The sequence below is a fragment of the Pseudaeromonas sharmana genome, assembly GCF_042649925.1.
Taxonomy (GTDB): Bacteria; Pseudomonadota; Gammaproteobacteria; order Enterobacterales; family Aeromonadaceae; genus Pseudaeromonas; species Pseudaeromonas sharmana.
Window position 1 is genome coordinate 474,486 of sequence record NZ_JBHSAF010000014.1, and the last position, 22,034, is coordinate 496,519.

Consider the following 22,034-nt stretch of genomic DNA (forward strand, 5'->3'; position numbering starts at 1 on the left):
CTTAATGATGACCAAGGATATTCTTCAATGGGCGGCGCCAGCGGCAACCTGTCTGCTGGGTCGAGGCGCCAGCCAGATAACAAAGGCGGCAACGATGAACAAGACACCAATCCACATGAATAACGTATTGGTGGCGACCATGACGCTCTGCCCCTGCAACAACCAGTCGAGGGTGCCGCGCGCCTGAGCCATACCGGCGCCGGCCTGCTGCATCGCCGCCGTGGCCTCACTGCCACGGTCCGTGAGCCCGGCGAGCTCAGCGCGGACATACCGGGTTTCCCGCTCCCAACCGGTATTGACCATGGAGGTGGCTATGGCACCGGACAGGGTGCGGATAAAGTTCATCAGCCCCGCAGCCGAGTCCATCTCGCGCGGCAATACGCAGCCGAGGGCTATCGCCGTGAGCGGCACGAAGAATAGCGGCATGCCAATGCCCTGAAACAGCATCGGCAGGCTGACTTGCCAAAACGTCATGTCCATGTTGGCCTGGCTGCGATACAGGGTCCAGCACCCCAGCCACAGCACGCCGATGAATACCAGCGGTCGCGGATCAATCCGGGTCGCCAAATTGGCGATCATCGGCGCCAGAAACACAGCCAGCACCCCCATCATGGCCGTGGAATAACCGGCGATGGTGGCGGTATAGCCCATGTAGATCTGCAGCCACAGCGGGGTCAGCACTGTGATGCCGAAGAAGGCGCCAAATCCCAGCGACAGGGTCAGCATGCTGCAGCGGAAGCCGGCATGACGGAAGACGCGCAAGTCGACCACCGGATTACGCTCGGTCAGCTCCCAAATCAGGAAACTGACAAAACCGATGACCGCGATAATCCCCAGCGTGACAATCCGTGTCGAGGCGAACCAGTCATGGTCCTTACCCTCATCAAGCATGATCTGCAACGCGGCCACCCAGATGATCAACAAGCCAAGGCCAACCTTGTCGATCGCCAACTTCAGGGTCGGCATCTCGAAGCGACGCAGCAGTTGCCAGCACATGACACCCGCCAGTAACGCGAAGGGCGCCTTGACGTAGAAGATGTAGGGCCAACTGTACTGATCACACAAGATCCCCCCCAGAATCGGCCCCATGATCGGGGCAACCAAGGTGGTCATGCTCCACAACCCGATGGCGGCATGGCTCTTCTCCTTGGGGAAGATGCGCAACATCAGGGTCTGCGACAAGGGCATCAGCGGACCACCACAAAGCCCGAGAAACACCCGGAACAGCACCAGCATATTCATGCTGCTGGCCATGCCACACAGCAGTGAAAACAAGCCAAACAGGATGAAGCAGGTCACAAATACCCGAATGGCCCCGAAGCGCCCGGCCAGCCAGCCGGTCAACGGCACCGAGATCGCTTCGGCCACCGCATAGGAGGTAATGACATAGGTGCCCTGGCTGGTCGACGTCCCCAGGCTACCGGCGATGTTCGAGACCGACACGTTGGCTATCGTCGTGTCGAGGATGGCCAGAAAGTTCGCCATCGCCAACATAGCGGCGCCCAGCGCCAGTTGGCCACCACGCAACGGCTGGTGTGAGACCTCCTGTTGCATCATCTCGTATTAACCCCGCTGCCGCTCGCTGCGCTCGGCCTGCTGGACCAACGCCGGCCCATCCCCCGACACCGAGGTATCGACCGTCGCCGTCATCGACAACCCGACCTGCAATGGCGAGGCGGCCAGCTCACGCGCGTCGAGTTCAATCCGTACCGGCAGACGCTGCACAACCTTGATCCAGTTGCCGGTGGCATTTTGTGCCGGAATCATCGAGAACGCAGAACCAGTCCCGCCGGAGAAGCCCTGTACCACGCCGTGATAGACCACGCTGTCACCGTACAGATCGGTGGTGATCTCCACCGGCTGACCGATGCGGACATGACGTAACTCCCCTTCTTTGAAGTTGGCATCCACATGCACGCTCTGCAACGGCACTATGCTCATCAGCGGTGCCCCCACCTGTACCCGTTGACCAATCTGCACCTGGCGCTTGGCCACCACCCCATCGACCGGGGCATGAATACGCGTACGTGATAGATCCACCTCCGCTTGTTGCAAGCGCGCCTTGGCTAACAGGACCTCGGGGTTGTTCTCGACGGTAGTATTTAAAATCAAGGCCGCATTGGCCTTCTTCGAGCCAATGGTCGACAGGCGGTTAGAGATACTCTGGGCGCGTGCCGCACGAGCCGCTGCCAGATTGGCTTTTGCCTGCGCCAGCGCGTTACGGGCATTGGTCAACTCCTCGCCGGAAACGGATCCAGATGCCTGCAAGGCCTGACGGCGTTGCCAATCCACCTGGGCACGTTCCAAGTCTGCCTGGGCAGCGGCCAATTGGGCATCGGAGCGCTTTTCGTCAGCCTCGCGCGCCTGGACCTGGGCGGCCAGCCCTTCATCATTGGCCAGATAACCGAGCACCCGGCGCTCGGCCAACGCCAGATCAGCCTGGGCTTGCGCCAGCGCCAGCTTGGCGTCGGTATCGTCAATGACGACCAGCAGATCGCCGCGCTTGACCATCTGGGTGTCAACCACCTGGATGGCTTTGACGATGCCCCCCACGGCCGGTGTGACATCTGCCAGTTCTGCGGCGGTATAGGCATTGTCGGTGCTGACATAACGGGAGCCCACCAGAAACCACCAGCCGGCGTAACCGCCGACGGCCAGCGTGATCATGGCCACCAGCAGTACAAAACCGCGCCGGCGACGGGCCCGTGCCTGCCGGAGGTCAAAGGGCTGTTCTGCGTTCTGGGCAGCCTGGGATGAGGATGAATCTGTCATCGCGATTTCCTGTTACGTTGTCAAAGGGTTGATGAGGTTACGGTTCCACCACCGAGGGCATGAACCAGTTCGACGTCCAGCTCCAGGGCCCGGGCCTGCAAATTGACCAGCGCCTGACGGCTCTGCAACAGCGAGCCTTCGGCGCTGAGGACATCCAGATAGGTCGCCAGTCCGCCGCGATAGCGGTGGTTGACGATGTTAAACGCCTCTTCCGCTGCCGTGACGGCTGCCTGGGCCTGCGCCAGCCTGGCCGACAAGGCCTGCTGACTGCTGACCGCGTCCGCCACCTGTGCCAGCGCCTGCGTCAGCGTGGTGTTGTAGAGTGCAACGGCTTCCAGATAGCGTCCTTGTGCCGTATCGAGCTGCCCTTGCAGACGCCCGGCGGTAAAGAGTGGCAGGTACAACGCCGGGCCTATGCCGCCGGCATCTGAACCTGACTGGCTCAGATTATCGAGCCCCAGCGCCTGGGTACCTATAAACCCGGACAGGGAGACATTGGGATAAAACAGCGTTTCGGCGACCCCCACCTGCTGGGCCGCTGCCTCGACGCGCCAGCGGGCGGCCGTCACATCCGGCCGGTGACCGAGCAGATCAACCCCGGTCTTAGCCGGCAATCCGAAGTGGCTGACCAGCGACAGCGCCGGGCGAGTCAGCGCCAATCCGCGGTCCGGCCCCTTGCCGAGCAAGGCGGCAACCGCGTGCCGTTGCATCACTATGGCCTCGTCGATCGCCAGCAGCTCTCCGGCCGCCACGGCTTGCAACGACTCGACCTGCCGGACCGAGCCGAGTGTCTCCAGACCGTTGTCGTGCCGCTGACGAAACAGCGCCACCGTCTGTTCACGCACCTGTAACGCTTCAGCGGCGGTATCGCGCTGGGCAAAGAGCCGGGTCAGCTCGGCATAGGCCTGTGCCAGCGCCGTGGTCAACACGCGTCTGGCATCGGCCAGCTCCGCCTGGCTGGCAGCCAGCGTTGAGTGGGCAGCGGCGATCTGGGCGCGATTTTTACCCCAAAAATCAAACTCGTAGCTGAAATTCAGTGTGGCTGAGCCATAGGTATTCCAGTTGCGCGGCACGAAGTCATTGCCGTTGTTGTAGCTGATCTTCTGTTGCGTAACCCCCAGATTGGCTCCGACGTCAGGCCCCTGCACGGCGCCTGTTTGTCGAGCCTGACCCCGGGCCTGCATCAGCCGGGCTTCGGCCGCCGCCAGCGAGGGCGAATCGCGCAACAGCTCCTGCATCAACGCATCGAGTTGCGGATCCTGATAACGCTGCCACCAATCCTGCGTCGGCCACTGATCCTGCCGTTGGGTAGTCAGACTATGCTGGCTGGATAAGGTCGCTGCGGTCTGCAGCGTGGCCGCAGGCAGCTCCGGCTGATGGGAGCAGCCCACCAGCAGCGTCACGGAGAACGGGATACCCACGGCCAACGCAGCGCGGAGGGCGTGGCGGACAGGCAATTGACGGGACGGAAACACACACACCTCTCGCTGTAAGCAGATTATAACTAAACCGTACCGTACAGTTATAATTTGACAGATCGCCCTGCGTCAAGCAAAACTGTACGCCTTGGTTCAATTAATGAGGTATGGCATGCGTGTTAAAAGCGAAGAGCGGCGACGGGCAATCATAGAGGTTGCCAGACAGGTCTTTACCGAACTGGGCTTCGAAACCACCTCCATGTCGCAAATTGCGGCCCGCGTCGGTGGCTCAAAGGCGACGCTGTATAACTACTTCAGTTCTAAAGATGAGTTATTCGCCGCGGTGATCGAGGAGTTCGGCCGTCAGAAAATTGCCGACGCCTTCACCTCGCTCAAACCGGAAGCACCGCTGGAGCAGGAGTTGTGTCGTTTCGGCGAACATTACCTCGGATTCGTTTTAAGCCCGGAGGCGTTAGCGCTGCGCACCGTGGTCTTTCATGAGGCCGGACGCTCCAGTGTCGGCCGCGAATATTACTTGCGTGGTCCGCTCAAGGGCTGGACCCAGATCCGCCATTATCTGGATAAACAGCGCCAGCAAGGACGCATTCGCTGTGACGACAGCTGGGTGGCCGCATTGCATCTCAAGGCGTTGCTGGATGCCGAGCTGGCCGAACCCTGTGCGCTGGGCGTGCGCCCGATGCCGGATGTGCAAGAGATCAAGCAGGTGACGGCGCGGGCCATCCGCGTCTTTCTGGCGGCGTATCAACAAGCCTGAGCCCAGCGGTTTTGCATGCCCCGCAAGACGCCGGGACCTCTGGCTGCGCTCTGGCGGTAACAGCCACGGCGGCACGGGTTATGCGATAGTCGACTCTGGCGGCGCGATCGCCGTTAACGTCGCACGGGGAACGTGGCGGCCCTACCAATCATGGCGGATGACGGAGCACTGCAGTTGTCCCCTGGCCTCCTGAGGTGAGCGTACAATGTTGGCGCACACCGATGGGGTGCCGTTGGTCCAGGGGTCGCAGCTCCGGCGAACTCCAGCTAAAATGGCTTCCTTTGCCATCGGAGATGCTGCAGTGACTCAGCCGCCTACCCCCCGCGTTCACCTGGTTGCCATCCTGCTGTTATCCGGCGCGAGCAGCCATGCCGATGTGTTGTGGATGAAGAATGGTGACCGGCTCAGCGGCAAAATCGAAGCCATCGATGCGCAACGGGTGCAGATCTCCCTACCCTATGGCGCCCCGCTGAGGGTTGATCGCGCCCAGGTGGTGCGTTGGCGCATCGACAGCATGGAACAGCGCAAGCTGGCCAGCAGCCAGCCGACGCCAGCAGAAGAGAAAGCTGCTAGCCAGTACTGGCATCTGAGCGCCTCCACCGACCTGAGTGCCAAGCTCAAACGTAACAGCAGCAACCGGGACGACATCAATCTGGTCGCCAACAGTGAGCTGACCAACCGTCACTGGCGTTTCAGCCTGCTCGGCAACTACAACTACGAAACGTCTGATGGCCAGACGAAGAGTCACGACTACGAGCTCAACCCCAAAGCCGACTTCTTCTTGAGTCAGCAATGGTTCTGGCGTTCGGCGCTTGATTACAACTATGACCTGTTGTCAGCAAACTATTTGTCGGTCGAGTACAGCACCGGAGCTGGTTATCGCTTCTGGAATGATCGACGTCGCCGGCTGGAGTGGGTGTTGCAATCAGGTATCGACGAGGCCTATTGGCAGGTCGGTAGCAGTAGCCTCGACCTGCTGTTTGAGAATGGCCATGTGCGTTATCCTTTCCTGTCGATGGGCTGGGACTATCGTCAGCCGCTGCTCGACAACAGTATCGAGGCCTTCTCGACGGGCAGCTACTTCCGCTACCTGCATCAACCCAGCGATTATGTGCAGTACACCCAAAGCGCCGAGCTGAGCCTGGGCCTGCGCTATTACCTCACCAATCATCTGCGTCTGAGTTGGCGTAGCGAACTGAAGTGGGAAGACCTGCAGGTCGAGCTTGCCGGTTCTACCGTCCGACCCACTGACGACATCGACTGGCGTCACTACCTGAGCCTGGGAGCCAGTTACTGACTTCTGGTGGCGCCGCCTGTCGCGGGAGCCTCTCCTTGCCGTGATGCTGCACTCTGCCCGCGCCGGGTTATTCACACAGCCAGAGCGCTCGAAAACAGGGGATGAAGCACGCCACCAGTTCGTCACTGGACCCGGGCAGCACACCGCAGGACAGTGGCAATACGTCACCGAAGGTCTCAAACCCTGCGCGGCCTGTTTTTTTATCGGCTCTGAACCGCTATCTTGGCAGAAGTGCGGGCACCCGCGCCTCAGTTGTGGAGTCGGCATGTCACATCCGTTTACGCATCCAGTTCCAGGCCAATTGATTTCTGGTCAGCTTCAGCATCCCCTCGTCGAAATTGGTACACGCACCTACTACCGCGGCCATGCCCCCTTGAGCTGGGATGCCCTGGGTGTCCGTTATCTGGATGCTCATCCGCAGCATAATGACCACCTGGTCATCGGCAACTACTGCTCGATTGGCCAGGGTTGCCAATTCTTGCTGGGCGGTAATCTTGGCTGCCGCACGGAGTGGATCAGCACCTTTGCCTTTGCCCGGAGTACAGAGCGGATTTTCCGCGATGCCCGTGATGGCCAGATCCTGGCCGGAGACACCTGCATCGGCCACGATGTCTGGTTGGGGGATCAGGTGGTGATCAACCCGGGAGTCACCATTGGCAATGGCGCCGTCATTGCCCACTGTGCCAGGGTGGATCGCGACATCGCCCCGTACGAGCTGGTAAGTGCCAATCCCGACGATCCGGTACGGCTGCGTTTTTCCCGCAGCCAGATCGAAATCCTGCAAGAGATCGCCTGGTGGCACTGGAGTGATGATCAGCTTAAGGGCGCCCTGGGATGGCTCTGTTCTGCCGACATCGATGGCCTGTACCTGTACTGGCAAAATCGCGTCTGCAAGCCAGGATCCCCTAGCCGTGGAGAGCGCTGATGCCGGAGATTGAAAGAGTGAACCGTGTGACTGTCTACCGCAATCGCTGGATGCAGGTCTACGAGGACAGCGTGCGTCGTGCCGATGGCAGTGAAGGCATTTATGGTATCGTCGACAAACCGCATTTTGCGGTCATAGTGCCGCTGCATGAGGATGGCATCACCCTAGTGCAGCAATTTCGCTATCCGATAGGTCAGCGCGTCTGGGAGCTGCCACAAGGCAGTTGGGAGAGCGCGCATCCGACACCGGAAACATTAGCGCGCGCCGAGCTGGCTGAAGAAACCGGGCTGCGGGCGGAGCGGATGCAGGCGCTCGGCTTTTTACACGCCGCTTACGGTTATTCCACCCAGGGCTATCACATTTTTGTTGCCACAGGGCTGCAACAGGGCGCATCGGCGCTGGAGCCCGAAGAGCTGGGGCTGATTGCCAGGAAGTTCTCGCTGCCACAGATCCGGCAACTGTTGCTCTCTGGCGCCATCAGTGACGCAACGACCGTAGCCACCTTTGGCTTGTTGCAGTTACACGGCATAGTGCACTGGCCGCCCGACAGATAAAACGAACGGCCCCGCAGGGCCGTCTGGCTGAGCGGGCAAACGGATTACACTTCGTCCAGATTGGCAGACATGGAACATTTGAGCTGAGCCCAGATTTTTCCTGATTCGGCACCGTATTGACGCACCAGCATCCACACCTCATCGGCCTTGTTGTTGCGGGCCAATTCGGCTAAACGCTGGTAGAAACTCAACGCCCGCTCCCGCGCCATTTTCTCTGCAAAATAGATACGACCCACCCGGTTATACAATCCCTGGAAGCCATTCAAGATCAACGCATAAATCGGATTGCCGGAGGCAAAGGCCATCTGGTGATAGAGCTGGTAGTCAAAGGCGGCAAAGGACTCTGCATCGCCGTCCAGAGTCTCCGCCTTGGCGAGCAGCTCCAGCACCTGCTGCGGGCTGTTCTTGACCGCGCCACGCAGGAAGATGGCACTGATATTGGTCCGTGCAGACAGCAACTGGTCGATGAGTTGTGGAAATTTTTCCTGATCAAGGCGCGCCAGCGTCTCCAGAATATTGAGACCTGAGGTTTCCCAGAAGTTGTTGACCCGAGTGGGTTTGCCATGCTGGATCGTCAACCAGCCATCGCGGGCCAACCGCTGCAGCACTTCGCGTAGCGTGGTTCTGGTGACGCCAATCAGTTCACTCAACTCTCGTTCAGCAGGCAGTATCGTGCCGGGCGGAAACCGATTATTCCAAATCGATTCAATGATGTACTCTTCAGCAAACCCGGCTGGACTTTGCGCTTTGATAACCATGCGATGTCTCTATCAAAAAAATGCAGCCGGATGATAACAGAGGGTTATGCCAAGCAAAAGCGCTGGTGTGACCAGTTTGTGAACAAAGCGACGTCGATAGCTGATTCAGATTAAAGAATTTTTTGCTAACGCTGGCTAATCTGCCTGCACCCGCACATGTCGTGATATCACCTCTTAAATTAAGACAAGGAACAAGGATGCAGACGTCACTGGGCAAAGCGATTGCCTTGAATTTTCTGGGTCAGACCCCTAACTGGTACAAGCTGACACTGGTTGTTTTCTTGCTGTTGAATCCCCTGCTCTTCCAGCTGGATCCGTTTCTCGCTGGCTGGTGTCTGGTGGTGGAGTTCATCTTTACGCTGGCGATGGCACTGAAATGTTATCCCTTGCAACCCGGAGGCCTGCTGGCTTTGGAGGCGGTTGCCATCGGCATGACCAGTACCGCCCAAATCAAGCATGAGTTGGCCGCCAATCTTGAGGTCCTCTTGCTGCTGATTTTCATGGTTGCCGGCATCTACTTTGTTCGTCAGCTACTGCTGTATCTGTTCACCAGACTGCTGGTGAAGCTCAGATCCAAAACTGCATTGTCACTGGCATTTTGCATCATGGCCGCCTTTTTATCGGCCTTCCTCGATGCGTTGACGGTGTTGGCCGTCGTGATCACCATCTCTGTCGGCTTCTACGGCATCTACCACAAGGTCGCCTCCAACCAACTGCCGACAGATACCCTGGCTGACGACCAGCATATTCATCAACAACACCAGCAGGATCTGGAGCGCTTTCGCGCTTTTTTGCGCAGCCTGCTGATGCATGCCGGGGTCGGCACGGCATTAGGTGGCGTCTGTACCTTGGTGGGGGAACCCCAAAACTTGATTATCGGTGAGCAGGCTGGTTGGGATTTTATCGAGTTTGCGTTGCGCATGGCTCCGGTATCGGTCCCGGTGCTGGTGAGCGGGCTGCTGGTCTGCTGGCTGGTGGAAAAACTGGGATGGTTTGGTTATGGCACTCAGCTGCCCGGCAATGTCTATCAGATCCTCAAGGACAACGCTGAGACGACAGACGCACAGATGGGCCCGCGGGAAAAGGTCAAGCTGTGGTTTCAGGCGCTGATCTGCCTCTGGCTCATCGCCGGCCTGGCACTGCATCTGGCAGCGGTCGGCCTGATTGGGCTCTCGGTGATCGTCCTTGCCACCGCATTTTGCGGTGTCACCGACGAACATGCCATCGGCCGCGCCTTTACCGAGTCGCTGCCATTCACGGCGCTCTTGTGTGTATTTTTTACTGTGGTCGCCGTCATCGTCGACCAGCATCTGTTTACCCCGCTGATCCAATGGGTCCTCGCCGCCCCGGTCGATAAGCAACTCCCGATGTTCTATATGGCCAATGGGTTGCTGTCGATGGTCAGTGATAACGTCTTTGTCGGTACCGTCTATATCAATGAGGCCAAAGCCGCCTTGCTCAATAACAGCATTACCGAGGCGCATTTTAATCTGCTGGCCGTCGCCATCAACACCGGGACCAACCTGCCATCGGTGGCAACCCCCAATGGCCAGGCGGCATTCCTGTTCTTGTTGACGTCGGCGCTGGCGCCCCTGATCCGCCTGTCGTACGGGCGCATGGTCTGGATGGCGCTGCCCTATACCTTGGTCATGACACTGGTGGGCCTGGCCTGTGTGGCCTGGTTACTGCCTGCCTGCACCGACTGGATGCTGGCGCACGATCTGATCCACACAGGTCTCACCCAACCCGGACTCGCGCTGCCACAACACTGATACGCAGCTAACAAGGGGGATGTCGCCCCCTTTTCTTTTTACTAAATTGATCGTCTAATCAGGACCTTATTCGAGTAGGGACCCCACTATGATCACCTTTATTCGCACCATTAGCCGTCAACGCCCTGCCTGGGGACTGCTCGCGGCTTCCGTTTTCATCTTTGAGCTGTGTGGACTGTTTTTTCAGTACGTCATGGGGTTGCAACCTTGTGTGATGTGCGTCTATGAGCGCCTGGCCTTCATCGGCATCCTGGTCGCAGCCCTGCTGGCCCTGGTGTCGCCACAACGCTCATGGTTGCGTTGGTCGGCACTGTTGCTATGGGCCTACTCCGCATTTCGTGGCCTGCAATTATCGCTCAAGCACGTTGATTACCAGTTGAACCCCTCGCCATTCAATACCTGTAGCTTCTTCGCCGAGTTTCCAGGCTGGTTACCCTTGGATAAGTGGATTCCGTGGTTGTTCAACCCCACAGGCGACTGCTCCGAGCGGCAGTGGTCATTCCTGGGCTGGGAAATGCCTCAATGGCTGGTGCTGATATTTGCCTGTTATCTGGCGGTGTCCGTCGTCATCATGCTGGGCAATCTGGCCAAGGGACGCTGCTGCCAATAGTGGCCCTGCAATAGCAAAAACGTCGCCCGAGGGCGACGTTTTTTGCGGTGCACATTCGCCAGATCACGGCTTGGCTAACGGAAACAGTCGGAAAAAATTCTCACTGGTGATACGCGCGATCTCCTCTACCGAGGTATTCCGCAACCAGGCCACGTATTCAGCAACATCGCGCACATAGGCCGGCTGGTTCTCCTGCCCCCTGTGCGGGATCGGCGCCAGATAGGGAGAGTCCGTCTCTATCAACAGTCGATCTGCAGGCAGGCGGCGTGTCACATCCCGCAACCGATCAGCATTGCGAAATGTCACTATGCCGGAAATGGAGATATAAAAGCCGAGCGCCATCGCAGCTTCTGCCATCGCCCAATCTTCGGTAAAGCAGTGCAATACCCCTCCCACCGCATCCGCACCCTCCTCGCGCAGGATCTGCAGGGTATCTTCCTGAGCATCCCGGGTATGAATGATCAGGGGTTTGCCAAGCGCCTTGGCCACGCGGACATGGCTGCGAAAGGCCTCCTGCTGCACCTGTTTATGCTCGGGGTGGTAGAAATAATCGAGCCCGGTTTCGCCAATCGCCACCACGCGCGCATCAGCCGCCAGCGTAGTCAGCTGTTCCACACTCCAGGGGGTTTCCTGATCCAGCGGATGAACACCACAAGATGCAAATACCTGTTGGAAAGGCGCAATGGCCGCCAGCATGGCGGGAAACTGCGTCAAGGTCACACTGACACACAGACAATGCGACACACCGCGTGCTTGTGCCTTGCGCAAGACATCTGCGACATCGACGTGACGCTGATTGAAATCGAGTCGATCGAGGTGACAGTGAGAATCAACTAACAGCATGATTTTCCTCAAAATAAAAAAGGCGACACCAGGCTAGCAAATGCAAGGAGGGCATGGCAGTGGCGAACGCTTCCTCGGTAGATTGCAATTGCCGCAATCCTTGGTGGAGCGCCAGCAGCCGTGCCGTTGGCAAGGCAGCCAGGCGTTGAATCAACATCTGGGCGTCGGACATGCGATAGTCGGTTGAGGACGCGCCTGCCTGACACTTCAAGGCGTCGAGAAGCAACAACGACAGCCAGTCAACCGCCTGAGCCATGACCGGCTCAAACGCCGCGAGCAACGCCGGCAGTTGCTGTCTCGATTGCAGATACGACGATAGCGCCTGGAACAATGTCTGACGTTGTCGATCCAACCCGGATGTCAGGTAGTCGAGGGCCCGCAACGGCGCACCCTGATTGAGCACAAGGTGGATCGGCGCGGCCGTCTCCCCCCCCGGTTGCGCCTGCAACCAGTGCAAGGCATCCGGAAGGGCTGGCGCATGCAAAGCCAGACGCTGGCAACGGCTGCGAATGGTGGGTAACAAGCGGTCGGGGTACTCGGACAACAGCAGAATAAGCGAGCGCCCAGCGGGCTCCTCCAGTGTTTTAAGCAACGCATTGGCGGCGGCTTCTGTCATGCGCTCGGCATGATGAATGATGGCGACCTTGCCCTCCCCAAGCTGCGGAGTCGCATTTAACTTGGTGATCAGCTCGCGGATCGCATCAATGCCCAAGGCTCGCTCATTTTCTGCCCCCAGCGCAAGCAGGTCGGGATGATGGCCCCGCGCTAATAGCTGACAGGCATGGCAAAGACCGCACGGGCCCGTGGTAGCCGGATGCGCACAGAGGTGTCCGGTGGCCATCTGCTGGGCCAGCAGGGCTTGCCCTAATCCGCTTGGCCCGGTGATGAGCCAGCCATGAGCCAACCGGCCTGCCAGCAGCTTGTCATACCACTGACGCCACGCTGTCGTCAGCCAGGGATACACAGGCGCTGCTCCAGTACCTTGCCAATGGCGGCGGCCACAGCCGGCTCACTCTGATTGGCATCGATGACCACAATCGCTGGATCTTCTGCTGCCAGCTGCAGATAACGCTGACGGGTGCGCACAAAAAAATCCAGCTGCTCTTGTTCAATCCGATCGAGTTCGCCCCGCTGCCGTGCCCGTGACAGGCCCACCTCAGGGTCGATGTCGAGATAAAGGGTTAAATCCGGCGCAAAATCACCAAGCACCGCCTGCTTAATCTGGCGGATCAGACCGGCATCGATACCACGGCCCCCCCCCTGATAGGCCTGTGACGAAAGATCATGCCGATCCCCCAACACCCAGCAGCCATGGGCCAGTGCCGGTTTGATGCGCGTCTCGACTAGCTGGACACGGGCGGCATACATCAGCAACAGTTCTGCCTGGATGGCTAACGGCTCGGCATGCACCTCCTTGACGATGGCGCGCATCCGCTCTGCCAGCGGGGTACCGCCCGGTTCACGCGTCAGCTCTATCTGGGCAACGCCATGCTCACGCAACCAGCGCTCAACATGATGCAAGGCCGTACTCTTGCCAGCCCCTTCCAAGCCTTCAATGACGATGAATTTGGACATTATCCGTTTTTTCCTAATATATAACGCCGTACAGCCCGGTTATGCTCATCCAACGAGGTAGAGAAATGATGGGCGCCGCCCCCCTTGGCAACAAAATAGAGGTAATTGCTGCGTTTGGGGTGTAACGCAGCATAGATGGCCGCCTTGCCTGGCATCGCAATCGGTGTTGGCGGCAAACCATCAATCATATAGGTGTTGTAGGGATTATCATCTTGCAGGTCGGCACGCCGGATATTGCCATCATAGCGATCTTTGACGCCATAAATGACCGTCGGATCCGTCTGCAAACGCATCCCTTTGCGCAACCGGTTTATAAACACCGACGCAATCAATGGCCGTTCATCCGCCTTGCCGGTCTCTTTTTCAATGATCGAGGCCATGATTAAGGCCTCGTACGGGCTCTGATAAGGCAAGCCAGGCGCACGGTCTCGCCAGCTCTTCTCCAGATACTCCTGCAGATGGCGGTTGGCACGACGCAAGATATCAATATCGCGAGTCCCTGCGGTATAGGAGTAGGTTTCCGGCAGGAAGAGTCCTTCTATGTTCTCCTCCTTGAGCCCCAGTTCAGATCTGACGGCATCTGCATCGTCCGGCTCCAGGGTTGCAAGCACATACGGCGACTGGTTCAACGTCCGGATGAAATCTTCAATTCTGCCGCCTTCGATCAAGGTTACCGAAAAGAGTGCTTCTTTGCCGCTGCTGACTAACACCAGCGCATGGGAGACCAGCCATCCTGACTCGACACGGTAAGTCCCGGTCTTGATTTGTCCCAGGCCCGGTCGCATCTTCAGCCAGACCGCACTCCAGAACGGGGAAACCGGCTCGGCGGCCAGTTCAGAAACTAACTGCCGGGCACTGGTACCCCGCTTGATGGTGATATAGCGTCCATCACCCTTGAGGGGCATGCGATCCAGACGCACTATTTCATAATGGGCCCATCCCGCGCCCCCACTCAGCAGCAAGAGCATCACCGCCAGCAGGCTGTTACGAATGGGATGGCGCAGCCAGAAGGCTCTGCAGCTGGCGAGCAAACGCATGATCCGGGTATTCAACATCATCGATTCCAGTAACCGGTACAACTTCCATCAAGGCGTTGGTCATGAACACTTCGTCGGCCTGTAGCAGGCTAGACAGCGGCGCCTGAACGACAGCGTGGTCGTATCCTAGGCGTGCCACTTGCTTCAACACCCAGGCACGCATGACACCACGCACCCCCATCAAAGACAAATCTGGCGTGTATAGTACGCAATCGCGCCGCCAAAACAAATTCGCCGTCACCGCCTCGATGACCTGGCCTGCTGTGTTGAGGACCACGGCCTCATCCAGACCTGATTCATCCAGTTCAGCCTTTAACAGAACCTGCTCCAAACGGTTAAGCGTTTTAAGTCCTGCCAACATGGGTGAACTGCCTAATCGCTGCTTGCAGATGCCAAGCGCTACGCCCTGTTGCCGCCATGTCAGATAGTGCAACGGAAAGGGGAACACACCGATCATCTCATTCGGCTGATCACAACCCAGTGGACTATAGCCGCGTCCGCCACTGCCTCGGGTCAGCACCAGCTTAATACAGGCGCGGGATTGGTCAGACGCCATGCCGTGTAAACGAGTCAGCAAGCCCTCCTCATGCGGCAAGGGGAGACGTAAGCGCTGACAGCACTCTTCAATCCGCGACCAATGCTCAGGCCACAACTGAAGATGCCCCTCCCGGATCTGGATCGTGGTGAAGAATCCATCACCTAACATCAGTCCACGGTCATTAATCGGGATCTGTGACGCAGCGTTGCCGTTGAGCATCCACACGATAAGGCTCCAGCAAAAAAAAGGCCCGATACAGAGTATCAGGCCTGACTGTTGAAGAAACGGTCTCAGACACGCTTGAAAATAAGCGAACCGTTGGTGCCGCCGAAGCCGAATGAGTTTGACAGCGCATACTCAAATTGGGCTGGCTTGGCAACATGTGGAACCAAATCGACCTCGCACTCCACATCTGGATTATCCAGATTAATGGTTGGCGGCGCGACCTGATCACGCAATGCCAGAACCGTGATGATGGCCTCGATGGCACCCGCGGCGCCAAGCAAGTGTCCTGTCATCGACTTGGTGGAGCTGACCATCAACTTGGCAGTGTGGTCACCGAACGTTGATTTGACGGCACGCAACTCGGCAAGATCGCCTAACGGTGTCGAAGTGCCATGGGCATTGACGTAACCAATCTGCTCGGGTGACAAGCCGGCATCCTTGATAGCATTGACCATCGCCAGCGCTGCACCTGAACCGTCTTCCGGAGGCGCCGTCATATGGTTGGCATCGGCACTCATACCAAATCCGACAAATTCGGCATAAATTGTGGCGCCACGTGCTTTGGCATGTTCGTACTCTTCCAGCACCAACACCCCGGCACCATCGCCCAGTACGAAACCGTCACGATCCTGATCCCACGGCCGACTGGCCTTTTGTGGTTCATCATTACGAGTGGACAGCGCCTTGGCAGCGGCAAAGCCGCCCATCCCCATGGGAGTGGAAGCCTTCTCAGCACCACCACAAACCATGACATCGGCATCACCATAGGCAATCATGCGGGCAGCGAAACCAATTGCATGAGTCCCTGTTGTGCACGCTGTGGTGATGGCGACATTCGGTCCTCGCAGTCCTTTCATGATTGAAAGGTGGCCGGCAGCCATATTGATAATGGTGGACGGAACAAAGAACGGACTGAGCTTACGCGGACCGCCAGCCATCAGGCTGGTATGATTCTGTTCAATCAGACCCAGACCACCGATACCAGAACCAATTGACACACCAATTCGATCTGCGTTCTGCTCAGTGACCTGAAGAGCCGAGTCTTCCAGAGCCTGCAAACCAGCAGCCAAACCATACTGGATAAACAGGTCCATCTTACGGGCATCTTTACGTGAAATACCGAACTGCTCAGGATCAAAATCCTTTACCAAACCAGCGAACTTGGTCGGGAACTCAGTCGTATCAAAGTGCTCGATGTTGGTAATACCACTCTGGCCTTTCAGCAGGGCCTGCCAAGATGACTCGGCTGTGTTGCCCACAGGAGAAAGCATACCCAGACCGGTTACCACAACTCTGCGTTTTGACACAGGATTGCCTCCGCGAGGTAAAAAAGAAAAGGGATATAAAGAAACAAGAGCGGCTATGATGGCCGCTCTTGTGAACCCGGAAATTAATCCTGGTTAGAATTGATGTAGTCGATAGCAGCCTGAACGGTGGTGATCTTTTCGGCTTCTTCGTCAGGAATTTCAGTGTCGAACTCTTCTTCCAGAGCCATCACCAGCTCAACAGTGTCCAGAGAGTCAGCGCCCAGATCATCGACAAAAGAGGCTTCTGGCTTGACGTCTTCTTCCTTCACGCCCAGCTGTTCGATGATGATTTTCTTAACGCGTTCTTCAATATTGCTCATGACCTGATTTTTCCTTTAGAAATACGCAATTGCGTGTCGTTGCTGTAGTGTATTCGATTGCCGGTACATTGCAAGACTGTTCAACGTGGTCAAACCAGGATTTTAGACATACAACATCTAAATATCTGCATAGTTATGACCACGTTTTATTCACCTTGCTCAGACCATATACATGCCGCCGTTTACGTGCAATGTCTCGCCCGTGATGTAACCTGCATCATCGGAAGCCAGAAAAACCACGGCCGCCGCGATCTCTTTTGGATCTCCCAGACGATTTGCCGGAACCTGACTCAGGATACCGTTACGTTGCTCATCGTTCAGCGCATGCGTCATATCGGTTTCAATGAAACCTGGGGCCACGGCGTTGACAGTAATACCGCGCGAGGCGACTTCGCGTGCCAGCGATTTGGTAAAACCGACTAAACCAGCCTTAGCTGCAGCATAATTGGTCTGACCGGCATTGCCCATGATCCCGACCACGGATCCGATACTGATGATGCGACCAAAGCGTTTTTTCATCATGCTGCGCAATACCGGCTTTGACAGGCGATAAACGGAGCTCAGGTTGGTCTCGATGATGTCGTTCCACTCATCGTCCTTCATGCGCATCAGCAAATTATCCCGAGTGATACCCGCATTGTTGATCAAGATATCGACTTCACCGTACTTGGCTTTGATCTCGGCAAAAAGCGCGTCAATAGACTCCTGACTGGTCACATTCAAGACCAGACCACAGCCGGCATCGCCAAGGTAACCTGAAATCGCTTCAGCACCGGAAGTGCTGGTTGCCGTCCCGACGACTTTGGCACCACGTGCTACGAACGATTCGGCAATCGCCCGGCCAATGCCACGACTCGCACCCGTCACCAGAACAACTTTGTCGCTAAAACTCATGTGATTCTCCACTAAATCAAATCGGTCTTATGCCAGCTTGGCCAGGGTATCGCGTACAGAAGCCGGATCGTTGGCGGCAACGCCTTCAACGCGGCTATCAATTCGTTTTGCCAGACCAGAGAGGACCTTGCCCGGACCCATTTCGACCTCAAGCACAACGCCCGCGTCAGCCATCGCCACGACCGTTTCGGTCCAGCGAACCGGACTAAATAACTGACGTACCAAAGCCTCTTTAATCCGCACCGGATCGCTTTCCGCCGCGACATCCACATTGTTGATCACCGGGATAACCGGTACACAGATGGTGACCTCTTCCAGCGCGACAGCTAACTTTTCAGCTGCGGGCTGCATCAGGGCACAGTGCGACGGCACGCTGACCGGCAGAGGTAATGCACGCTTGGCTCCAGACGCCTTCATCAGGGCATTGGCACGCTCAACTGCCTCTTTGTGACCCGCAATGACAACCTGTCCGGGTGAATTAAAGTTCACCGGCGAAACGACTTGCCCCTCGGCAGCCTGAGCACAATTAGCCGTGATGGTGTCATTATCGAGACCAATAATTGCAGACATGGCACCCACGCCTTCAGGCACGGCCTCTTGCATTGCCCGACCACGAAGTTCAACCAGTTTTACGGCATCACGAAATGCCAGTGCACCAGCACACACCAGCGCGGAATACTCGCCGAGGCTATGCCCTGCCATCACCTGTGGTTGCTGACCACCGAGCTCTTGCCATACTCGCCATAGCGCAACGGAGCTGGTGAGCAATGCCGGCTGGGTTTGCCAGGTTTTATTGAGCTCCTCTGCCGGACCATTCATGACCAGATCAAACAGATCATACCCCAGGACGTCGCTTGCTTCGGCAAAGGTCGCCTTGATAGTCGGAAACTCGGCAGCCATATCGGCCAACATCCCTACGCTCTGGGAACCTTGTCCCGGAAAGGCAATTGCAAATGTCATTTTTATTTCCTTGCAACAAAAGTGAGATCAGAAACGAACCAGGGCCGAACCCCAAGCAAAACCACCGCCAAAGGCTTCGAGCAATATCAGTTGACCTCGCTGGATACGTCCAGAGCGAACCCCTTCATCCAACGCCAACGGCACTGAGGCAGCCGACGTGTTCCCATGACGATCCAGGGTCAATATGACTTGATCCATCGACATGCCCAGCTTCTTTGCTGTCGCGCTGATAATCCGATAGTTGGCCTGATGTGGAACCAGCCAATCGAGTTCACTCTTATCCACGCCATTTTTTGTCAGCGTCTCAACAACGATTTGACTAAGCTGTGTGACCGCAACCTTGAAAACGTCGTTTCCTTTCATGAACATATACGCTGATTCAGCGTCAGCAACAGAGCCCCGCTTGGCTTGCGGAAGCTTAAGCAAATCGCCGTAGCGACCATCGGCATGCAGATGTGTCGAGAGGATACCTGGCGTCTCTGAAGCCCCCAGCACGACAGCACCGGCGCCATCACCAAATAAGATGATGGTCCCGCGGTCGGTCGGATCACAAGTACGAGAAAGGGTATCAGAACCGACAACAAGAACATGGCGCGCGGCACCACTCCGAATAAACTGATCCGCCACGCTCAAGGCATAACTGAAACCAGCGCATGCGGCTGCCAGATCAAACGCTGGGATGCCGGGGCAACCCAACAAGGCCTGAAGCTCGCAGGACGCCGCAGGAAATGCATTTTCTGCACTGGTAGTCGCCAGCACTATCATGTCCAAATCAGAGGCTGGAAGCGCAGAAGCCTCCAGCGCTCGCAGTGCGGCCTGATGAGCCATGGTGGCAACGGTTTCGTTTTCCGCTGCTATATGGCGCTCTTTGATTCCTGTCCGCTCGACAATCCATTCATCGCTGGTGTCAACCATGCGCTCCAGATCGGCATTCGTGCGCACCATAGCAGGCACGTAACTGCCTGTACCAAGAATTTTACTAAACATAGATTCGATTAGCGCCTGTTCAAGGGTAATGCATCAATCCGCTCGGCAATCCGCGCAGGAAGTTGTCGTTCAACTTCTACTACGGCTTGCAGAATGGCGTTGGTGAAAGCGCTCCGTTCGGCTCGCCCATGACTTTTAATTACTATGCCACGCAATCCTAACAAACTTGCCCCGTTATACTGGTCGGGGTTCAGGTGAGAAAGACGACGTTTGAAAAAACGAGTTAGCCAAGATTGTAACCATCCTGCCCACCCCTTCATCTGTTGATGGCTGGCACTCGACAATAAACGCACCATGCCTTCTGCGGTCTTCAATGCAATATTACCGACAAAACCATCACAGACGATCACATCAGCGGCGCCCTGAAACAGGGCATCACCTTCAATATATCCACAATAATTGAGTCCTGGCGTTGTCGCCAACAACTCAGCCGCCGTTCTGACCGGAATATTTCCTTTGTTGGCTTCGGCACCAACGTTCAGCAAGGCGATGCGAGGACGCGACATACCTAATACCGCTTCGGCAACTACACTGCCTAAAACGGCAAATTGCCGCAGATTTTCCGCCTCACAATTAACATTGGCCCCCAGATCAAGCAGAACAGAGCGGCCACCGCTAATAGTAGGAACACAAGACATCAATGCCGGACGCTCTATTCCAGGAATCACCTTTAACACATGTTTGGCGATAGCCATCAAGGCACCGGTATTCCCCGCACTGACACACGCATTTGCCTGACCTGCAGCAACGGCTTCTATCGCTTTGCGCATTGAAGAATCAGACAGACGACGCAATGCAAAGGCCGGGCTCTCCGCCATGGACACAGATTGGGTAGCATGAAGAAAGGAGACATTCGGATGCTTGCTCAAGGAAAACGCATCAAGCAGGTCTCGACACTGCTCAATATCGCCCACCAGTAGCAAGTTGAGATGAGGCAAAAGCGACAGTGCCTGCGCGGCGGCAGGCACTGTTTCTGAGGGGCCGTAATCGCCCCCCATTAGATCTAACGCCAGCGTTAGAGTAGACAAGATAATACCGCTCAGGAATTAAGCGATAACCTTCTTGCCACGGTAGAAACCGTCTGCAGTGACGTGGTGACGACGGTGAATTTCACCAGAGGTCGGATCCACGGTCAGAGCAGAAGCAGTCAGTGCATCGTGAGAACGACGCATACCACGTCTGGAACGGGTTTTACGGTTCTGTTGTACGGCCATTGACCTAACTCCTAATCGTTTACTTGTTTTTCAGACTGTTCAGAACTGCGAATGGATTCGGACGCTCATCAGCAGGCTCAATCTTTCCCCAAGTCATCTGCATTCCACCCCGCTTGCACTCATGCTCGGCATGCATGGGAGCAATCGGGAGGCTAAGGATGATTTCATCCTCAAGCAGTTCATGAAGATCTATTTCACCGTTTTCATCCACCTCGATGGGTTCATAAGCTTCCGGCAGTTCATCTTCCGCGACCTTAGTGGTCAGCGGAGTATATGTGAATGTGATATCACATTGATGATTGAATGCGTCACCACACCGTTGGCACTCGAGACTGACTAAGGCCTGGGCATGGCCTTGCATTACTGTCAGCCCCTGGGCATCAGTACCAAAGGAAAGCTCAGCATCGACATCATCAAGAACATCGACAACAGATTCAGCCAGTCGTACAAACTGCGCACGCTCAACTACCCCGACATAATCGAGGCGTTTCGCCGCACAACGGACCGGATCAATCTTAATGGGCAACTTCACCTTTTGCATAGGGCGCGGATGATAAAGCCAGACTTGCTGATAGTCAAAGGAAAAACCTCTTTTGGCGTTATCGCCAGTGATATTTTTGATGCAATATGGTGCTTTGGAATTGATATTCGGAGTACCCATGCTGCAACCAGACGTTATTCTGGCATCGACATCCCCGTTTCGAAAGGCATTACTGGCCAAATTGGGCATCCCGTTTCAGGTTCAGTCACCGCAAATTGATGAGACGCCCCTGGAAAACGAAACGGCACACGAACTCGTTTCTCGTCTCGCACAGGCTAAAGCCGAAGCCATCGGACGTCTTCATGATCAGGCGATCATCATCGGCTCTGATCAGGTGTGCAGTGTAGATGGCTTGATTCTTGGCAAACCTGGTAATGCGGAAAACGCCATTGCCCAATTGACACGACTCAGTGGACGCCTGGTGCGCTTTGAAACGGGGCTTTGCCTCTACCAAGGAATGCGACACCAGACGGTCGTGGAAGCATTTGATGTAAAATTCAGAACACTCAGCCAACGACAAATACAACGTTATGTCGAAATCGAACAACCCTATCACTGCGCAGGAAGCTTTATGAGTGAGGGCTTGGGGATCTGCCTCTTCGAACACTTTGCAGGCCGAGACCCCAATACACTGATTGGTTTACCACTAATGGCCCTGACTGATCTATTGGCTGACCGGGGAATATCGTTACCACTCTAGTCAATAATAAGA

Annotated in this window: 24 protein-coding genes; 7 read left to right on the plus strand and 17 right to left on the minus strand. The window is 56.5% G+C overall.

Translation table 11 applies throughout. The annotated features are described in order from the left end of the window. Window positions 1–24: 24 nt before the first annotated feature. From ACFOSS_RS11875 to ACFOSS_RS11885, 3 genes are read right to left on the minus strand one after another with little or no spacing between them, the layout of a single operon-like run. The gene (locus ACFOSS_RS11875; RefSeq protein ID WP_377152753.1) at window positions 25–1,557 is read right to left on the minus strand and encodes a DHA2 family efflux MFS transporter permease subunit; all 1,533 of its coding nucleotides are present in this window, start codon (window positions 1,555–1,557) and stop codon (window positions 25–27) included. Between the two features lie 6 nt (window positions 1,558–1,563). Further along, entirely contained in the window at window positions 1,564–2,772 is a 1,209-nt protein-coding gene (locus ACFOSS_RS11880; protein ID WP_377152755.1) for an HlyD family secretion protein, read from the minus strand. 20 nt (window positions 2,773–2,792) lie between these two features. Further along, the gene (locus tag ACFOSS_RS11885; RefSeq protein WP_377152757.1) at window positions 2,793–4,247 is read right to left on the minus strand and encodes an efflux transporter outer membrane subunit; all 1,455 of its coding nucleotides are present in this window, start codon (window positions 4,245–4,247) and stop codon (window positions 2,793–2,795) included. Window positions 4,248–4,362: 115 nt separating this feature from the next. Between ACFOSS_RS11885 and ACFOSS_RS11890 the strand changes: the two genes are divergently transcribed. The 4 genes from ACFOSS_RS11890 (at window position 4,363) to ACFOSS_RS11905 (ending at window position 7,741) form a co-directional block, all read left to right on the plus strand. After that, complete coding sequence (locus ACFOSS_RS11890) at window positions 4,363–4,965, plus strand: TetR/AcrR family transcriptional regulator (RefSeq protein ID WP_377152759.1); 603 nt, start codon at window positions 4,363–4,365, stop codon at window positions 4,963–4,965. A gap of 301 nt (window positions 4,966–5,266) precedes the next feature. Next, on the plus strand, window positions 5,267–6,262 hold the full coding sequence (locus ACFOSS_RS11895; RefSeq protein ID WP_377152761.1) for a DUF481 domain-containing protein: 996 nt from the start codon (window positions 5,267–5,269) through the stop codon (window positions 6,260–6,262). A gap of 265 nt (window positions 6,263–6,527) precedes the next feature. Next, window positions 6,528–7,187 (plus strand): CatB-related O-acetyltransferase, encoded by a 660-nt coding sequence (locus tag ACFOSS_RS11900; protein ID WP_377152763.1) that lies wholly within the window; start codon window positions 6,528–6,530, stop codon window positions 7,185–7,187. Further along, a complete protein-coding gene (locus tag ACFOSS_RS11905) occupies window positions 7,187–7,741 on the plus strand; it encodes an NUDIX domain-containing protein (RefSeq protein WP_377152765.1) in 555 nt (184 codons plus the stop codon). The genes ACFOSS_RS11900 and ACFOSS_RS11905 overlap by 1 nt, the downstream gene beginning before the upstream one ends. Window positions 7,742–7,785: 44 nt before the next feature. Here the strand turns inward: ACFOSS_RS11905 and fadR are convergent, their stop codons facing one another. Then, on the minus strand, window positions 7,786–8,499 hold the full coding sequence (gene fadR / locus ACFOSS_RS11910) for a fatty acid metabolism transcriptional regulator FadR (RefSeq protein WP_377152767.1): 714 nt from the start codon (window positions 8,497–8,499) through the stop codon (window positions 7,786–7,788). 197 nt (window positions 8,500–8,696) lie between these two features. Here fadR and nhaB point away from each other — a divergent pair, with 197 nt between their 5' ends. Both nhaB and dsbB read left to right on the plus strand, forming a co-directional pair. Continuing rightward, entirely contained in the window at window positions 8,697–10,271 is a 1,575-nt protein-coding gene (nhaB, locus tag ACFOSS_RS11915) for a sodium/proton antiporter NhaB (protein ID WP_377152769.1), read from the plus strand. 88 nt (window positions 10,272–10,359) lie between these two features. Beyond that, window positions 10,360–10,881 (plus strand): disulfide bond formation protein DsbB, encoded by a 522-nt coding sequence (gene dsbB, locus ACFOSS_RS11920; RefSeq protein WP_377152771.1) that lies wholly within the window; start codon window positions 10,360–10,362, stop codon window positions 10,879–10,881. 63 nt (window positions 10,882–10,944) lie between these two features. Here the strand turns inward: dsbB and ACFOSS_RS11925 are convergent, their stop codons facing one another. The 13 genes from ACFOSS_RS11925 to yceD form a co-directional block, all read right to left on the minus strand. Continuing rightward, entirely contained in the window at window positions 10,945–11,724 is a 780-nt protein-coding gene (locus ACFOSS_RS11925) for a TatD family hydrolase (RefSeq protein ID WP_377152773.1), read from the minus strand. Next, on the minus strand, window positions 11,711–12,688 hold the full coding sequence (holB, locus tag ACFOSS_RS11930) for a DNA polymerase III subunit delta' (protein WP_377152775.1): 978 nt from the start codon (window positions 12,686–12,688) through the stop codon (window positions 11,711–11,713). The genes ACFOSS_RS11925 and holB overlap by 14 nt, the downstream gene beginning before the upstream one ends. Next, a complete protein-coding gene (tmk, locus tag ACFOSS_RS11935; RefSeq protein ID WP_377152777.1) occupies window positions 12,673–13,299 on the minus strand; it encodes a dTMP kinase in 627 nt (208 codons plus the stop codon). The genes holB and tmk overlap by 16 nt, the downstream gene beginning before the upstream one ends. Then, entirely contained in the window at window positions 13,299–14,336 is a 1,038-nt protein-coding gene (gene mltG / locus ACFOSS_RS11940) for an endolytic transglycosylase MltG (protein WP_377153924.1), read from the minus strand. The genes tmk and mltG overlap by 1 nt, the downstream gene beginning before the upstream one ends. Then, a complete protein-coding gene (pabC, locus tag ACFOSS_RS11945; protein WP_377153927.1) occupies window positions 14,284–15,093 on the minus strand; it encodes an aminodeoxychorismate lyase in 810 nt (269 codons plus the stop codon). Before pabC ends, mltG begins: the two co-directional genes overlap by 53 nt. 71 nt (window positions 15,094–15,164) lie before the next feature. Then, window positions 15,165–16,406, minus strand: coding sequence for a beta-ketoacyl-ACP synthase II (fabF, locus tag ACFOSS_RS11950; protein ID WP_377152779.1), 1,242 nt, complete (start codon window positions 16,404–16,406; stop codon window positions 15,165–15,167). Window positions 16,407–16,489: 83 nt separating this feature from the next. Then, a complete protein-coding gene (acpP, locus tag ACFOSS_RS11955; RefSeq protein ID WP_377152781.1) occupies window positions 16,490–16,726 on the minus strand; it encodes an acyl carrier protein in 237 nt (78 codons plus the stop codon). A 159-nt stretch (window positions 16,727–16,885) separates the two neighbouring features. Next, a complete protein-coding gene (fabG, locus tag ACFOSS_RS11960) occupies window positions 16,886–17,620 on the minus strand; it encodes a 3-oxoacyl-ACP reductase FabG (RefSeq protein WP_377152783.1) in 735 nt (244 codons plus the stop codon). A 27-nt stretch (window positions 17,621–17,647) separates the two neighbouring features. Further along, window positions 17,648–18,580, minus strand: a complete 933-nt coding sequence (gene fabD / locus ACFOSS_RS11965; protein ID WP_377152785.1) for an ACP S-malonyltransferase — start codon at window positions 18,578–18,580, stop codon at window positions 17,648–17,650. A gap of 27 nt (window positions 18,581–18,607) precedes the next feature. Continuing rightward, entirely contained in the window at window positions 18,608–19,567 is a 960-nt protein-coding gene (locus ACFOSS_RS11970; RefSeq protein WP_377152787.1) for a beta-ketoacyl-ACP synthase III, read from the minus strand. 8 nt (window positions 19,568–19,575) lie between these two features. Then, window positions 19,576–20,595: a phosphate acyltransferase PlsX gene (plsX, locus tag ACFOSS_RS11975; RefSeq protein ID WP_377152789.1), complete on the minus strand. Its 1,020-nt coding sequence runs from the start codon at window positions 20,593–20,595 to the stop codon at window positions 19,576–19,578. Between the two features lie 18 nt (window positions 20,596–20,613). Further along, window positions 20,614–20,781: a 50S ribosomal protein L32 gene (rpmF, locus tag ACFOSS_RS11980; RefSeq protein WP_377152791.1), complete on the minus strand. Its 168-nt coding sequence runs from the start codon at window positions 20,779–20,781 to the stop codon at window positions 20,614–20,616. Between the two features lie 19 nt (window positions 20,782–20,800). Beyond that, a complete protein-coding gene (gene yceD / locus ACFOSS_RS11985; protein ID WP_377153930.1) occupies window positions 20,801–21,322 on the minus strand; it encodes a 23S rRNA accumulation protein YceD in 522 nt (173 codons plus the stop codon). A gap of 121 nt (window positions 21,323–21,443) precedes the next feature. Between yceD and ACFOSS_RS11990 the strand changes: the two genes are divergently transcribed. Beyond that, window positions 21,444–22,022, plus strand: coding sequence for a Maf family protein (locus ACFOSS_RS11990; RefSeq protein WP_377153933.1), 579 nt, complete (start codon window positions 21,444–21,446; stop codon window positions 22,020–22,022). Window positions 22,023–22,034: the final 12 nt, after the last annotated feature.